At 58.2% G+C, this 15,458-nt stretch carries 11 protein-coding genes; 2 read left to right on the forward strand and 9 right to left on the reverse strand.

What is annotated here, in order from left to right; genetic code table 11:
* Positions 1-20: 20 nt before the first annotated feature.
* A complete protein-coding gene (locus ACJO3M_RS11365; protein ID WP_407001485.1) occupies positions 21-1,601 on the forward strand; it encodes a beta-helix domain-containing protein in 1,581 nt (526 codons plus the stop codon).
* Between the two features lie 118 nt (positions 1,602-1,719).
* A complete protein-coding gene (locus ACJO3M_RS11370; RefSeq protein ID WP_407001486.1) occupies positions 1,720-3,132 on the forward strand; it encodes an alanine/glycine:cation symporter family protein in 1,413 nt (470 codons plus the stop codon).
* A gap of 24 nt (positions 3,133-3,156) precedes the next feature.
* On the opposite strand, the gene ACJO3M_RS11375 is transcribed toward ACJO3M_RS11370, so the two are convergent.
* From ACJO3M_RS11375 to ACJO3M_RS11415, 9 genes are all read right to left on the reverse strand, one after another.
* Positions 3,157-5,451 (reverse strand): sensor domain-containing diguanylate cyclase, encoded by a 2,295-nt coding sequence (locus ACJO3M_RS11375; RefSeq protein WP_407001487.1) that lies wholly within the window; start codon positions 5,449-5,451, stop codon positions 3,157-3,159.
* A 148-nt stretch (positions 5,452-5,599) separates the two neighbouring features.
* On the reverse strand, positions 5,600-6,643 hold the full coding sequence (locus tag ACJO3M_RS11380) for an extracellular solute-binding protein (RefSeq protein ID WP_407001488.1): 1,044 nt from the start codon (positions 6,641-6,643) through the stop codon (positions 5,600-5,602).
* Positions 6,640-7,410: a spermidine/putrescine ABC transporter permease PotC gene (potC, locus tag ACJO3M_RS11385; RefSeq protein WP_406985687.1), complete on the reverse strand. Its 771-nt coding sequence runs from the start codon at positions 7,408-7,410 to the stop codon at positions 6,640-6,642. The genes ACJO3M_RS11380 and potC overlap by 4 nt, the downstream gene beginning before the upstream one ends.
* Positions 7,407-8,270: a spermidine/putrescine ABC transporter permease PotB gene (gene potB / locus ACJO3M_RS11390; protein WP_407001489.1), complete on the reverse strand. Its 864-nt coding sequence runs from the start codon at positions 8,268-8,270 to the stop codon at positions 7,407-7,409. Before potB ends, potC begins: the two co-directional genes overlap by 4 nt.
* On the reverse strand, positions 8,263-9,381 hold the full coding sequence (potA, locus tag ACJO3M_RS11395; RefSeq protein ID WP_407001490.1) for a spermidine/putrescine ABC transporter ATP-binding protein PotA: 1,119 nt from the start codon (positions 9,379-9,381) through the stop codon (positions 8,263-8,265). The genes potB and potA overlap by 8 nt, the downstream gene beginning before the upstream one ends.
* A gap of 109 nt (positions 9,382-9,490) precedes the next feature.
* Complete coding sequence (locus ACJO3M_RS11400) at positions 9,491-10,561, reverse strand: TRAP transporter substrate-binding protein (RefSeq protein WP_407001577.1); 1,071 nt, start codon at positions 10,559-10,561, stop codon at positions 9,491-9,493.
* 124 nt (positions 10,562-10,685) lie between these two features.
* The gene (locus ACJO3M_RS11405; RefSeq protein WP_407001491.1) at positions 10,686-13,175 is read right to left on the reverse strand and encodes a penicillin acylase family protein; all 2,490 of its coding nucleotides are present in this window, start codon (positions 13,173-13,175) and stop codon (positions 10,686-10,688) included.
* Positions 13,176-13,271: 96 nt separating this feature from the next.
* Positions 13,272-14,948 (reverse strand): methyl-accepting chemotaxis protein, encoded by a 1,677-nt coding sequence (locus ACJO3M_RS11410; RefSeq protein WP_407001492.1) that lies wholly within the window; start codon positions 14,946-14,948, stop codon positions 13,272-13,274.
* Positions 14,949-15,221: 273 nt separating this feature from the next.
* A complete protein-coding gene (locus ACJO3M_RS11415) occupies positions 15,222-15,452 on the reverse strand; it encodes a DUF3565 domain-containing protein (RefSeq protein WP_407001493.1) in 231 nt (76 codons plus the stop codon).
* Between the last annotated feature and the right edge of the window lie 6 nt (positions 15,453-15,458).

Here is a 15,458-nt window from a genome sequence, read left to right on the forward strand (position 1 = left end):
TTTTTTATGGAGCTGTATCAATGTCGGATCAATCCTCCCTTCTTGTTGAAAAACTCTGGCAACTCAAGCGCCTGATTGATAAGGGTGAATGCCCTGAAGTCACCTTCGTGCACCTGAATAACCTGCTGCGTGAACCAGGCTACCGCAGCGATGTATTACGCCGCGTTGAAGCATCCGGCACCGAGCGCCTGAAACACCTCGCCAAAGATATCCGCGCCCGTGACTCGGGCAAGCCTTTGATGGCAAAGCCCGCCACGAATACCGATAGCGCGGGCCAGGCTGACGCCGAGCAGCAACAATCTTGGTTACGCCGCAACCTGATATGGATAACCCCTGCCACGGTGGCGGCCGCCCTGGCCGCTGTCGGATTCACCGCGTTCGAGCCCCAGACTATCCGTGTTCACGAGGACATTGTCGCGGACACGGTCTGGGAATCCGGCAAGACGTACATTCTGGAAAAAGCCATTTTCGTCGAGGGTGCCAATCTCACCCTTGAAAGCGGTGTCACGGTAAAAGGCGACAATGGATCAGCGCTGATTATCACCACGGACAGCAAGCTGTTCTCCCGGGGTCGCCCCGACAGCCCGGTGGTATTCACCAGCAACCAGCCGGAAGGCCAGCGCGCCCGTGGCGACTGGGGCGGAGTGGTGGTGCTCGGCAAGGCACCGGTTAACCAGCCGGGCGCGACTATTGAGGGCGTCTCCGGCAACGATTCCAGAGGCAGTTTTGGCGGTACCGATCATCGTCACAGCTGTGGTGTCATCGAGTACACCCGCATTGAGTTCGCCGGCTTCGAGGTCTACAAGAACAACGAACTCAATGGCCTCACCCTCGGGGGGTGTGGGCGGGACACCATCGTCCGCAATGTGCAGGTGCATCGCGCCCTGGATGATGGCATCGAAATGTTTGGCGGTTCCGTGGATCTCAAGAACATTGTGGTGACCGGCGCTGCGGACGACAGCATTGACTGGGATTGGGGCTGGACCGGCCGGGTTCAGTTCCTTGTAGTACAGCAACACCCGGATGTGGGTGATAACGCCTTTGAAGGCGACAACAACGGCAATGACCACCAGGCCCAGCCGCGGTCGGAGCCATCATTCTATAACGTCACCCTGGTCGGCACTGGGCAGACCGCGAGGAAGCACCGGGGCATGGTCCTTCGGGAAGGCACTGGCGGCCATTTTCACAACATGATCATCGACAGCTATGGCATTGAAGCGGTCGACCTGCGGGACGAGGTCTCCTCACTGATCGCCAGGGGTTCCCTGACTTTCTCGAATAACCTGATCGCCAATACCGGAAAGCTCGGCAAAAGCGTGGATGAATCCGGCCAGGACGATGACGACTTCGGATTCAGCGAGGGCAACTGGTTGATGAGTCCGGATCAGAACAACCTTCAACGTCTCGACAGCGCTCTGCATATCACTGCCAGGGACCCGGTGGATCCGAACTTCCAGAGCCGCGTGCAGATGCGCCAGATGACAGCCATGGCACCGCCAAAATCCGAGTTCTTTGATGAATCGGCGAACTACGCCGGCGCCCTGAATCCACGCCTGCAGTCCAGCTGGCTGGACGACTGGACAGCCTACCCACAACGTTGAACAAGCATCTGCGGGTATCCACGTCAACTTCGGATATCCGCAACCCCCCATTGATTTCGCCGTGCTAGACTTCCGCGCCAACCCTTAAATACAAATTCCAAAGTCACAAGGCGTCATCATGACCGCAATTGTCGATTTTCTGAACTCTATACTGTGGGGCTATGTCCTCGTCTACGGTCTCTTGGGCGTGGGTGTATTCTTCACCATTCGTCTGGGTTTCCTCCAGTTCGTTAACTTCGGTGAGATGGTGCGCGCCATTCGCGGCTCCCGGGAGAGTGATGTCCATGGCATCTCGCCGTTCCAGGCATTGTGTACCAGCCTGGCGTCCCGGGTTGGTACCGGCAACCTCGCCGGTGTGGCCGTAGCGTTGTATCTGGGCGGTGCCGGCGCGATATTCTGGATGTGGATGGTCGCCCTGGTGGGTATGGCCACCGGGTATGCCGAAAGCACCCTGGCGCAGCTGTACAAAGTACGAGACGGCAAGGGGCAATATCGGGGCGGTCCCGCGGTGTATATTTCCAAAGGCCTGAAGGCGCCCTGGGCAGCCGCCATTTTTGCGGTTTGCCTCATTCTTTCCTTCGGACTGATTTTCAATGCGGTACAGGCCAATTCCATTGCCGATGCCATGCAAGGGGCGTTCGGCGCCCCCAAACTCGGTGTCGGGGTGGTCGTCGCGGCACTCGCCGGGGTTGTGATCTTCGGGGGCCTGCGCAAGATCGTCCGTTTCGCCGAATTCGTCGTGCCGTTCATGGCAGGCGCCTACGTATTACTGGCGCTCGTCATCATGGCGATGAACATCACGGAAGTGCCCGGGGTGCTGGCGATGATCGTGAAAAGCGCGTTCGGACTTGAGGAAGCTGCCGGCGGTGCCGCTGGCTCCATCACCGCAGCGATGCTCAACGGCATCAAGCGCGGTCTGTTCTCCAACGAGGCGGGTATGGGCTCCGCGCCAAACATTGCGGCAACCGCCACACCGGCGCCCCACCACCCGTCTTCCCAGGGGCTGGTCCAGGCCTTCGGGGTATTTGTGGATACCATTGTCATCTGTACGGCCACCGCCGTCATGATACTGCTGGCCGGCGTGCTTGAACCCGGCTCCGGAGTGACTGGCACCCAACTGACCCAACAGGCCATGGAAGTTCACCTGGGCGAGTTTGGCGGCTATTTCATTGCCGTTGCCATCCTGTTCTTCGCCTTTACGTCCATTGTGGCGAACTACACCTACGCTGAAAACGCGCTGATCTACCTCAAAGGGGGCAACACCCTCGGGCTGACCCTGCTGCGCCTGGCTGCCCTGGCCATGGTGGTCTGGGGTGGGTATGAGGCGGTTATCACGGTCTTCAATGCGGCGGATGCGTCCATGGGACTGATGGCCACCATCAACCTGACTGCGATCGTGTTGCTCTCCGGCACGGTCGTGAAACTGACCAAAGACTATCTGGCCCAGCGCAAGAAGGGTGAAGTCCCGCACTTCAAGTCCACGGATTATCCAGAGCTGCACGAAAAAATCGACAGTAATATCTGGCACTGATTGCTCTGCGCCTGCCCACGGTCGTCAGGACGGTGGGCAGGCGGGACACCCCTCTATCCGATCCCTGCCGCCCTCCTTCGCCCTGTATAGGGCACGGTCCGCCAACCCCAGCAGGGCCTCGGCGTCATCGGTGCATTCCGGCCAGCCCGCAACACCCACTGAAAAGGTAATCCCTCCCAAGTCCTGATTCTCATGAATAATGGGGGTCTCCCGCATGGCACGGCACAGGTTTTCTGCTTTTTCCCGGGCATTGGACAGACTCGCACCCGGCATGATGACAACAAACTCCTCGCCACCATAGCGGCACACCACGTCACTGCCCCGGAACTGCTGCGACAGTACTTGTGCCACAGTTTTCAGGGCGCTATCACCCGCTTCATGGCCATGGGTGTCGTTAAACTGCTTGAAGTGATCGATATCGACCACCAGCAAGGCCAGGGGCGTATGACTCCTGACCGCGCCGGCAGTCTCATGTGCCAGCAGCTGATTGAAGTAACGGCGGTTTTTCAGGCCAGTCAGCGCGTCTTCGTAGGAATATTTCTTCAGCTCTTCATGCAACCAGATGCCGGACAGGGTAATACCGATCCGCTGCAACCCCTGGTCCAGGGCGTGAAACAGCCGTGCCGCGCCGTATTCATTGCCCCGGGGCGCAAAGTTCTCCGGAATCTCAACCTTCAGCAATCCCATAACCAGCGCGCCCTCGCTGGCCGACTGCACCGTTATCCAGAAACACGCAGTGTCCGTCAGCACCCTTTGCTGTTCGTGGGTATGTTCCGGGGGTGCCGCCAGGTATCGGGGAGGCACCTGGGTGGGCGCGGGCAATCCCCCGGAGGTGTCCAGAATCAGTGCAAACTTCGGGAGTTGTCCGGCATAGCCCCAATGGTTGACGCGCTCGTATGCCCTGCCATCATCAATACGCTGGTAAAGTGCGCCCCGCAGCGGGCTGCAGAGATCCGGAAGAACCCGGGCAAGATAACTGAACGCCCGCGCCAGTCCCGGGCAATCCTGAAGTCCCGCGATAATGTCATTGAGCATCCGGCTCTTTTCATTTTCAAAGGTGAGCAGCCGAACTCTTCCCTGCTCCCGGCGTGCCAGCGCCTCGGCTTTTTCCGTGCGTTCAGCCACCTGTTGTTCCAGTGACAGGTTCAGTCGGTACAGCGCCTGCTGGGTGCGGGCGTAATGCCACAGCGAGATCACCACAACCGCCAGTGCGAAAATCAGGGCGCCCCAACTGACGGGAACCCGCCCCCAGGGCAACACACCGTGCGCCACCGCCATATCCACGATCAGAAACACGCAAAAAATGGCGTAGGTCAGCAGGATGATCCGCTGGTCCAGCAGCAAATTTTTAAACCGCTGGATTACGACTGCGGTCATGGTCAGCAGGGACATCAGGAACAGGGCGTCAAACGGCGGAAACGTTGACGATAAATCGATCACGCCAGCCACGGACAGCCCGAGAGCAACCACCACGTAGGCCAGGTGAACTTTCCAGATCAGATTGATGATCCCGGGCCGATAATCGGCCAGCCACTGCTCAAGCAGCAGCGCCATTGCCACCGGCAGCAGGTAATAGGAGCCAGCAGCCAGATAGTCCCAGACCAGCGGGGCATTCCACAGCAACTGGCTGGCCTGACTTTCCGCCAGCAACATGCTTCCCGATGAAAATGCAAACAGCGCCAGACTGCCAGAGCTTTTTCGCTCAGATTGAAGCATCGCGAAAATCAGCGCCAGTAAACCGATCAACGCCGAGAACCCCGCAATCACCAGTGCTTCCAGGGAGTTCCCGAGGATATAAAGAACCAGATCCGGTCGATCCATGATCGACACTTCACCCCAGAGACCGATATCGGTGTAATTGGAGAAAACCCGGAAATACAGCATCTTGCCCTCAAAATCCCTGGGCAGGCTGATGGCATGCCAGGGCCAGCCGGCAAAGCGTCCGCGCCCCTGGTCATCGAAGGCACCGTACTGATAGATCTTTTCGCCCTCGAAATACACCTGGACAATCAGGTCGACACTGAAAATGTACAGTACGGGTTCCTGCCATTCCCCCTCCGGCAGCATGACCCGGAACCACACATGCTGGCGACCATCACGATTGGGAGGATTGGACGGAAAACCGATCGCATGCCAGTCGCTATCTTTGGGTTCGCCCAGCGCCCAAACCGGGGTACCGTCACTGGCGGTAGGTGAATCGCCCCAACGGTATTGCCAGCCCTCGGAAAGCATCCGGGGCGCGGCTGTTGCGACACCACACATGATTAAGCAGACAGTCAGAACAACCAGTCTGGCGAGAGAACGTGGAACAGAACGCATCCTGGACATAACCTGATGGGTTGGCCTGCCCTGAGTATAAGACACGTCCGTGTTTCACACTGCATTCTTGCGGCGAATGACAATCTTTTACGGTCTGTTTACACAGACGGGCCGGAAACCGCCCCGGCCCGCCTGCCATGGAGCCGCCTCAGCGGCCGGATTTCAGTCGTTCCCAGTACCGGGTATACACCTGCATGGCGTCATCTCCTACATCCTCCTGGAACTCGGCGTTGGTCAGGTCTTCGGCGGTGGGATAGCTGGAACGGTCGTTCGCCACCTCATCCGGCAGCAGCTCACGGGCCGCGAGGTTGGGCGTAGCATAGCCAATGTCTTCACTGATCAGTGCGGATATTTCCGGCTGCATGACAAAACTGATGAACTGGTGAGCGGCATCCGCGTTACCGGCATTTTTCGGGATCACAAAACTGTCGAGCCAGACAATGGTGCCCTCTTCCGGATAGACATATTCCAGTGACGGCATGTCATCCTGTCCCATTACCGCTTCGCCATTCCAGATCATGCCGATGTCGGTCTCGCCTTCCAGGTACGGCATGCGCGGCGCGTCGGAATTGAAGGTACGCACCGCCGGCATCAGTTCCGACAGTTTTTCATAGGCCTGTTCGATTTCATCCGGGTTGGTGCTGTTACCTGAGTATCCCAGCACCCGCAGACCAATATGGAACACTTCGCGCATGTCATTGGTCAGCATGACCCTGCCCTGGTATTCATCGTTCCAGAGATCGGCCCAGGCGGTGACCTTGTCACCATCCAGATCTTCCGAATCGTAGGCCAGGCCGGTAGTACCCCACAGATAGGGAACGCTGTAGGCGTTGTTCTCGTCGAATGCCTGGTTCACCAGTTCCGGGTCCAGGTTATCGAAGCCTTCAATCTTGCTATGGTCGATTTTCTCCAGCAGTCCTTCCTTGCGCATCTTGTTGACGTAATAGGTGGACGGCACCGCAAGGTCATAGTCGCCGCTGCCTTCCAGCAGTTTGAGCCGTGCGTACATCGCTTCGTTGCTGTCGTAGGTGGTGTAAATCACCTGGATACCGGTTTCCTCTTCAAAGCGATCCAGTACTTCCCGAGGCATGTACTCAGACCAGTTGTAGAGGTTCAGAACCCTGGGTTCCTCCTGACTGCCGCACCCGGCCAGGGTTGCAGTCATCAGGCCTGCCAGCACCAGCTTTTTCATCGTTTGCTCCTTGTCAGTATCCATTGGGAAAGCATCAACATGACCAGTGAAAACACCAGCAAAAGGGTGCCCAGCGCGTTCACTTCCGGTTTCAGTCCGACACGCACCATAGAGTAGATGCGCAATGGCAAAATTTCATAACTGGGACCGCTGACAAACGTGCTGACTACGACATCATCAAGTGACAGGGTGAAACCCAGCAGCCAACCCGCCAGCAGGGCCGGCATGATCACCGGGATCAGTACGGTGCGGGTCATGGTGAAATCACTGGCGCCCAGATCCCGCGCCGCCTCCGGCAGGCTCTCATCGAAGCCGCTGAGGCGGGCCATCACGGTAATCACCACAAACGGCAGGCAGAAGGTCACGTGGGCCAGCAACAGCGAGACAAACCCGAGCTGTAGGCCAACGAGCAGGAACAGCGCCAGCAATGAGATCGCCAGCACGATCTCCGGCGACATCATCACCACAAACAGCATGCCCCTAAGCACCCGCTTGCCACGAAACCGGTACCGGTGAAGCGCCAGGGCGGTCAATGCGCCGATGACAGTGGACACGGTCGCCGCGGCCAGAGCCAGCCACAGGGAATTCCACATGGCCTGGACCATGGCGTGGTTGTCAAACAGCGACCGATACCATTCCAGACTCAGCCCACCCCAGCGATAACCAGTGCGCGAACTGTTAAACGAGAATACCACCAGCACCAGGATGGGCAGGTACAGCAGTGCATACACGGTGGTCAGGTAAGCCCGCGGCAGCCAACGCCTCATGGCGCCTGCTCCTGTTCACCAAGCCGGCTGCGGCTAAGCTTGTGGGCATACAGCAGCAACGCCATGGCCACGGTCAGCAGGATGCTGGCGGCAGCGCCAAACGGCCAGTCGCGGGCATCCAGGAACTGGTTCTTGATGACATTCCCCACCAGCAGGTTCCGTGAGCCACCGAGGATATCCGCCACGAAGAACAACCCCATCGCTGGCAACAATACCAGCATGACGCCCGCCAGCACGCCAGGCAGGGTCAGCGGCACAATGACATGAATGAATGTGGGCAATCTGCCCGCCCCCAGGTCATGGGAAGCCATCAACAGCTCGTGGCGGAGATCCTCAAACACTGAATACAGCGGCAGGATCATGAACGGCAGCAACAGATACACCAACCCCACGATGACCGCTCCCTCGGTATACAGCAGCCGTAGCGGCTCCTCGACCAGCCCCAGCCCCATCAAGGCGTTGTTGATCAGGCCATTGGTTGCCAATAGCAATTTGAGGGCATAGGTGCGAACCAGGGAGTTGGTCCAGAACGGTACGATCAACAGGAAAATCAGCAGTGTCTGCCGCTGCTTCGCCACCCGCGACAGGGCCCAGGCAAACGGATAACCTATCAGCAGGCATAACGCTGTGGTGACGCCCGCCATGTACAGCGAATGGAGAAACACCTCCAGATACAGGGGATCCAGCAGTCGCCGGTAGCTATCGAGATTCAGTGGCAACGACAGGAAGCTGGCGGCGTCCCGGCTCATCACACTGGCGCCGACCACCAGAAGGTTCGGCGTCAGCACCAGTAGCAATAACCAGCCCCACACCAGGACCAGAACAGCGGTTTTGAAGGGTTGCTGTAACACCCTATGCATCGATCAGGCGCTCCACAGCCGTCTCGTTCTGTTCGGCCGGGAGCAGCCATTCCCAGCCATCCACCCAGCTCACCCGGACCGGCTCGCCAAGGCGATAGTCAAAGGTGGGATCGTCCTCATCGAAGAACTCGCTGGCCAGCACTTCGGTGCCGTCGTCCAGGTGAATGACCGAATCCAGCGTGCTGCCCTTGTAGTTCCGCTCCATGACCTTGCCGGACAGCCCGTGGTCGGCATCTGGCTCCAGCACACGAATGTCTTCCGGACGCAGCAGGACGTGCACACTCTGGCCTTCGGCAACCGAGAAATCCGGCTTCCGCAGAGTCCGGTGTACACCAAAGACATCCACGGTAATCGCGGTTTCCATGACCTGCTTCAGGTGGCCCGGAAACAGGTTGGTCTCGCCAACAAAGCGGGCAGTAAACAGGTTGGCGGGGCGTTCGTATATTTCACGCGGCGTACCCAGCTGCTGTACAACGCCGTCTTTCAGCACCACCACCCGATCGGACATGGAGAGCGCCTCTTCCTGATCGTGGGTCACAAACACGAAGGTTATGCCCAGCTCCCGCTGCAGGCGTTTCAGTTCCACCTGCATGGTGCGACGCAACTTGTAGTCCAGCGCGGACAATGGCTCATCAAGCAGCAACAGGCGCGGGCGCTTGACCACGGCACGGGCTATCGCCACTCGCTGCTGTTGCCCGCCGGATAACTGGTGGGGCTTGCGACGGGCGAAATCACCCAGTTGCACCATCGCCAGGACGTCTTCGACCCGCTCGCGGATTTCTTCTTTCGGGCGCTTTTCCATTTTCAGTCCGTAGGCGACGTTGTCGAACACGGTCATATGGGGAAACAGCGCGTAATGCTGGAACACGGTATTGAGGGGGCGGTGTTCCGGAGGAGATTGGCTGATGTCATTCCCGGCCAGGGTAATAGAGCCGCCGTCGGCATGCTCAAATCCGGCCATCAGACGCAGCAGTGTGGTTTTGCCGCAACCGGATGGCCCGAGCAACGTGATGAATTCGCCATCGTAGATATCGAGATCCAGGGCATCGAGTACGGTTTTGTCACCAAATACCTTGCTGACGCCCTTCAGAGATAGCAGTGTCTGTTTCATCGGCCCTGCCCTATTGATGAGCGGCCTATTTTTCCAGAATCCACTGCAAACAAAAAGGGCACGCCGGTTTTTTGTACGCACCCGCCGTGCCCCTTTCGGTTTTCCCTGATCAGTCCGTGGCGACGCTGTTCAGGTAGGCCTTGTCAGAGATGTTGGTCCATTTGCGAACCTTCTGCAGGTAATCGCGCTGGGAGGTGATAATTTCCTTCGCCAGCGGGTCGTTTTCCGCTTCCTGCGCCAACAGCTTGTCGGTGGCCTCGCGCAGCGCGTCGATCACTTCCGGCGGGAACGTCTTGTGGGTGACGTTGGGATAATCTTCCTTCATGCGGTCCCAGGCCTCGCCGCTCATGTGAGTGCTCTGGATGTACATGTCATAGGCGGCGGTGCGCATGGCAACCCGCAGAATTTCCTGAAGATCTTCTGGCAGGCTGTCCCAGGTTTTCTGATTGATCAGGAATTGCACTTCCGCTCCGGGCTCCTGCCAGCCGGAGTAATAGTAGTCGGCTATCTGATGAAAGCCCATGGGCAGATCCAGCGCCGGCCCGACCCATTCGAGGGCGTCAATGGTGCCACGCTCCAGAGCGGTGTAAAGCTCACCCGGCGGAATGTTGGTCACTGCCACGCCGATTTCCGCCATCACCTCGCCGGCAAAGCCGGGCGTACGCATCTTCAGACCTTTCAGATCCTCAAGGGAGTTGATCTCCTTGCGGAACCAGCCCCCCATCTGGTTACCGGTATTGCCGCCGGGGAACGACAGCAAGCCATGGGGCTGGTAGACCTTTTCCATCAACTCCATGCCGCCGCCGTAATAGAACCAGGCGTACTGCTCAGCCGCCAGCATGCCGAATGGTACGGTGGTGAAATACATGGCATTGGGGATCGTGCCCTTGTAGTAATAGGACGCGGTATGCCCCATGTCGTACTGCCCCTGACGCACCATGTTGAAGATCCCGAAAGGCGCCTTATGCTTGTTGGACGAGTCAATGCGGAACTTCAGACGGCCCGAGGACATTTTCTCCGCCATCGCCGCCATACTGCGAGGCGTTTCACCAAGAATCGGCGAATTCGGCCCCCAGGTTTCAGCCAGTCGGATGGTGTAGGTTTTTTCGGCCATCAGCGAGGTGCTGACCAGCGACAGCATCAGCGCAAAAGCCGCAAGGAAGGGTTTGCGAATAGTCATTGTTGGCATCGTATTACCTATTATCGGTTGTTATCTGATTATCCCGACAATAGTAGCGTGCCAAATACCGCTTAGCCAATGCAGCAGGCGCTTGCCTCTGCGCCCGCTGAATTGGCTATTTCAGTCACTCCCGTTCCAGTTCCACCAGGCGATAGCGCACCAGCTCCGGATCAGATTCAATCTCTTCCTGCTGATACGGGAAGCGAATCCATTGCTTGCCGGAATAAGCCTCGGTCATATCACTGAACCAGGGCGATGCCGGGTCGGTCGACTGGGAATAGGTCACAAACCCCTCGGCCACCGGCTGCCCGTCTTCATCCCAGGTGACAGCCTGGATGTAGCTGTTGCCGTAGTTCACCTCGTAACGCCCATCACTGATATCGTTTGGCCGAGAAATGGCAATGGTAAAGGCGCCCTCAAACCCTTCCCCACCAAACAGCGGAATCACCGTGTCATGAACGCCGGACACCTGGACATCGCCCATGGCAGCGGTCATTGCCATTGGAGAGTTCTGTATGGCTTTTACGCCGTCCGCGAAGGCCGCCTGAATCAGCGGACTGGCCACGTTCAGCATCGCCGGCGTATTCACCGGATCCGCGGGATCGAAGGGCGTCAGCCATTTATCAGGCGATTCCACGGGAAGCGGGTCCACATTGCGCCAGAACTCGCGCCAGATATGCCCGCCGACAGAACCGAGGTTGTGGGTACCATCCCAGCGCTGCAGAACGGAACACGCTTCGGAAATATCCACCGGCTGACCATCGCTGCCCAACACAACACCAAGCGGGCAGTAGGCGCTCAGAACGTCTTGCCGCGCCAATTGCTCGGACATCAGGGAGCTGTCGAGAACGATGTCCTGTAGATTGGCCAGGTCGAACCCTGTACTGCCCGGGCGCCCATCGGAACCATCCAGACGCTGGACCACCTGCTCCATGCATTTACGGGTACGCAGTGAACGCGGGGTTTCCTCGTCACCAATGATGGCGGCAAAGCCGGTCAGCGGCTCCGCCGGGTTGGTGACCCAATAGCTGTCATTGCAATTATGGACCCAGTCGTTCCGCTGCAGCGACGGCAGGTTCGAGGGGCCGAATACTCCGTCTGCCGGAGCGTCCGCATCCGTGTCCCACTGGCAATCGGCACGGGCGCCGTCCAGCAGAGGCAGGCCCGGGGCCAACAGATCAAATACCGGTGACAACACCGTGGCACACGCCTGCACCTTGCTATCCGGAACATTGGGCACCACCGTCAGATCACCGTAATAGGCGGGTTTTCCTGGCCCTGTCGCGACGGTATTGACCCAGGGCACGCCAAGCACGCTGCCATGCAGTTCCACGAATTCCTCGAAACTGTCGGCCTGGTTCCAGCGGAAAAACTGGTTCAGCAAGCGGTCATTCTCGGCATTGGCGTCCCGCAGGGTGTATGCCTTGCCGTTTGACCAGTTCAGTATTGGCACACCTGCCGCCTCGAAAGTCAGCATGGGTCCATAACGGGAACTGTAAAGCGTGCGGGTGACGTCACTCACCTCACCGCTCTCATCCATTGCCTGTACCGTGATCTCGGTGGCATCCATATCCACAAACTCACCTTCATACAGGTACTGGGTCGGGTCTGCGGGGTTCAGGGTCAGTTCGTAGAAGCTGAAGCGATACGCTGTGGATACCGTATGGCTCCAGGCAAAATGTTCATTGAAACCGATCAGCACCGCCGGAAGGCCATAGAGTGCCGCGCCCATGATCTCGGCCTGATCCCCGACTTTAAGGTGGGCCAGGTAAAGCCGCTCGGTCTTCTCCCATGGAAAATGGGGGTTGCCGAATAATATGGACTCCCCTGTGCGACTGGCCTCGGCTGACAGCCCGTACATATTGCTGCCGATGGGGAGTTCGTCCGCGAAGGGGAATGGCAGGTCTCCGCCATCCTCAATGCCAGCATCGGCCAGCGCATCGAGAATCGCGTCGGCGGACAGCTCTGGCACGTCCGTTTCCGGCGGCTGGGCTGTCGCGACCCCATCCACAAACACAGAGGATGACGCCAATACCGCCAGGCGGAGATAACGGCGGTACATATCATCCTCTTCCATCGCCATCAGCCAGGGTTCGCTGCGGCAAGCTTCGTGCCGTCCGGGGTGCTCTCCATTGCGGAGCTCCCGCAGGTAGCGATTGAACCCGGCAACGTACCCACGGGAAGCCTCGCCAACCTCCGGATCGCTACCGGTTTTCAGGGGCTGTATGGCTTCATCCGTTGCCGTGGCTCGCCAGAAAAAGTCGGCGTTGAGGTTGGTGGTCGTCGCCCCATTGGACGGGATTTGATAGGTTCCATCGGCCCCGAGGAAGCGGGCACGCAACCCGCGAACGGTCAGGGTATCCTCCGCCAGGAGGCAGAGATTGTCCTCAGCCTGAACGTAACCGTAGGCATAACCCATACTGGCGAAGTCATCGGCTTCGATATGGGGAATACCGAAGGCCGTGCGCTTGAGGGTGGCCTTGAAGACTTGCTGATCACCCCCGACGACAGGTGCCGGGGCATTCGAATCGTCATCACCGCCGCTGCTGCTCAGGCAGCCGGAAAGCAGGATTGCTGACAGAGCAATCCCGCCCAGTTTTATTTTATGTACCATTGTCTCATCCGTCGTTGTTATTGTTGGTCACAAAGCTGACGCCCTGTCACCAACTAACGAACAACGGAGAGAAAGGGTTCCCTTTACCCGCGCAGTTTATACCTTGAATTGCCCCACCAACTCCCGCAGGTTCTCGCCCAGGCGCGCCAGTTCATGGCTGGCCTCATTGGTCTGGGTCACGCCGGTATCGCTACGCTGAGCGGCGTCCACGATGCGTACCACGTTCTGATTGATCTCCTCGGCCACCTGGCTTTGCTGTTCGGCTGCCGTTGCAATCTGCGTCACCTGGTCATGGATCTGACCCACGGATTTTTCGATGGTACCCAGGGCACTGGTGGCGTGATTGATACGCTCAACCGTTTCCGTGGAGTGATCACGGGATGCATTCATACGGTCAACGGCCGCCCGCGACTCGCTGACGAAGCCACCGATCATCTCGCGAATCTGGTCGGCCGACTCCGCACTGCGCTTGGCCAGCTGACGAACCTCATCGGCCACCACCGAGAAACCGCGACCGTGCTCACCGGCGCGGGCAGCCTCAATAGCGGCGTTCAGCGCCAGCAAGTTGGTCTGTTCGGTGACGGCATGAATCACATCCAGCACCTGTTGAATATCGTCCGACTTTTCAGCCAGGGAGTTGATGCTGCGGGCGGTTTCCTCAATTTCACCAGACAACTTGTTAACTGCGGCCTGAGCATTGGTGATGGTTTCACCACCATCCCGCGCCATGCGATCGGCATCCGAAGCGGCACTTTCCACTTCATTGGCATTGCCTGAAATCTGCTGGATTGTCGCCGCCATCTCATTGATGGCAGAAGCAATCTGGTCGGTCTCGGATCCCTGCTCCTGCACCGATGCGCGGGTTTCATTCGCCACCCGGCTCAGTTCTTCAGCAGCCGACGCCACCTGATCCGTGGTGGACCCCACTTCACGGATGGTGCCCTGGATCTTGATGACGAAGTTATTAAAGCGCCGCCCCAGCTCCGCCAGTTCATCCGTGCCCTCGTCCGGCAGGCGTTGACGCAGATCACCCTCGCCGTCAGCGATTTCCTGCATCATGTCACTGACGACTTTCAGCGGCTTGGTCACGGTACGGCCAACGAACAACCCAATGAACAGGGCCACCAGAACCACGATGACAGTCACCAGCAGAATAAAGCCAAGGGTGGCCTGAATGTTCTCTTCGACATCCTCGCGGGCGGCGTTTACCACGGCGTCAATATCCGTCACGTATACACCGGCGCCAACCAGCCAATCCCATTCAGGGATAATGGTCGAATAGGACACCTTGGATTCCTCATTGCCAGAGGCGGGATTCATCCAGTCGTATCCGTAAAAGCCACCGCTTTCAGCAGCATCAAACAGGTCTCTGATCAGTTTCCTGACAGTCGGGTTATCCGTGGGGCCTTCCTTCGAAGGATCGGGGGCATACGCCAGGTTGTTGACGTCCCGGGTGTAGGCAAATACATAATTGGTCTTATCGAATCGAATCGAACGCAAACGGGCTGCCGCTGCCTCCTTGGCTTCCGACTCTGACAGGTTCGGGTCGTTCTTCGCTTCCATGACCACTGCACGGGCTGCGTCCACCAGATTCCTCAGCCCGGTTTTGCGGGCATCCAGCAGGCTCTCTTCCAGACGCTCGAGCTCCGCCTCACCGTTTGCACTGATCTGACTTGCAGTAATCCAGGCAATGGTAGCGGCCGTAAGCAGAACCGGGACCATTACAGCCAGCAGCAGTCGGGAACGGATTTTCAATCGAGTCATCAGTGTCATAGGCGCATACCCCATTATAATCGGTGCTTGTGGTGCAATTATGCACAGGCCTGCAAACACATCTGTTCCAGTTTGTTAAGGCGGTGTTACCGGAATTCATTGTCGGGGGAGTCCGTGCATACGAACTCGTTTAACGACAGTTGATTACGATAAGAGGTGTATCGGCCATCCTGTTACGGACTTGAACCGAGTGTAGACTAAAGTATCTACCATCGGACGGCACCTATGAAGAATCTGCTCCTCATATGCCATGGGAGGGGATACTGCAGTGACTCAGGGGAGCAGAGATGACTGCGATGGGCGCTCATCCGCCGGAGCACCCTCATCGCACTTTTTACAATCCAATTCAAATCCGACCATCGAGGCCCGCCCTTCTTCGGACACAACCCATGGCCGGTTTACCCAGGGCGGCTCATGGCGCACATGCTGGTTATGACCACAAGCCAGTTGCGCAACCCAATGGTTTTCCTCGTCTTTGTGATAGCCGGTTATGGATTGTTTCATGGCTGG

This window comes from Marinobacter alkalisoli (genome assembly GCF_045449795.1).
Classification (GTDB): Bacteria; Pseudomonadota; Gammaproteobacteria; order Pseudomonadales; family Oleiphilaceae; genus Marinobacter.

Excerpts from the sequence above, each read along its gene's own strand:
- ACJO3M_RS11365 (WP_407001485.1), top strand. The coding sequence starts at position 21 with ATGTCGGATCAATCCTCCCTTCTTGTTGAAAAACTCTGGCAACTCAAG.
- ACJO3M_RS11370 (WP_407001486.1), top strand. The coding sequence starts at position 1,720 with ATGACCGCAATTGTCGATTTTCTGAACTCTATACTGTGGGGCTATGTC.
- ACJO3M_RS11375 (WP_407001487.1), bottom strand. The coding sequence starts at position 5,451 with ATGCGTTCTGTTCCACGTTCTCTCGCCAGACTGGTTGTTCTGACTGTC.
- ACJO3M_RS11380 (WP_407001488.1), bottom strand. The coding sequence starts at position 6,643 with ATGAAAAAGCTGGTGCTGGCAGGCCTGATGACTGCAACCCTGGCCGGG.
- potC (WP_406985687.1), bottom strand. The coding sequence starts at position 7,410 with ATGAGGCGTTGGCTGCCGCGGGCTTACCTGACCACCGTGTATGCACTG.
- potB (WP_407001489.1), bottom strand. The coding sequence starts at position 8,270 with ATGCATAGGGTGTTACAGCAACCCTTCAAAACCGCTGTTCTGGTCCTG.
- potA (WP_407001490.1), bottom strand. The coding sequence starts at position 9,381 with ATGAAACAGACACTGCTATCTCTGAAGGGCGTCAGCAAGGTATTTGGT.
- ACJO3M_RS11400 (WP_407001577.1), bottom strand. The coding sequence starts at position 10,561 with ATGACTATTCGCAAACCCTTCCTTGCGGCTTTTGCGCTGATGCTGTCG.
- ACJO3M_RS11405 (WP_407001491.1), bottom strand. The coding sequence starts at position 13,175 with ATGGTACATAAAATAAAACTGGGCGGGATTGCTCTGTCAGCAATCCTG.
- ACJO3M_RS11410 (WP_407001492.1), bottom strand. The coding sequence starts at position 14,948 with ATGACACTGATGACTCGATTGAAAATCCGTTCCCGACTGCTGCTGGCT.
- ACJO3M_RS11415 (WP_407001493.1), bottom strand. The coding sequence starts at position 15,452 with ATGAAACAATCCATAACCGGCTATCACAAAGACGAGGAAAACCATTGG.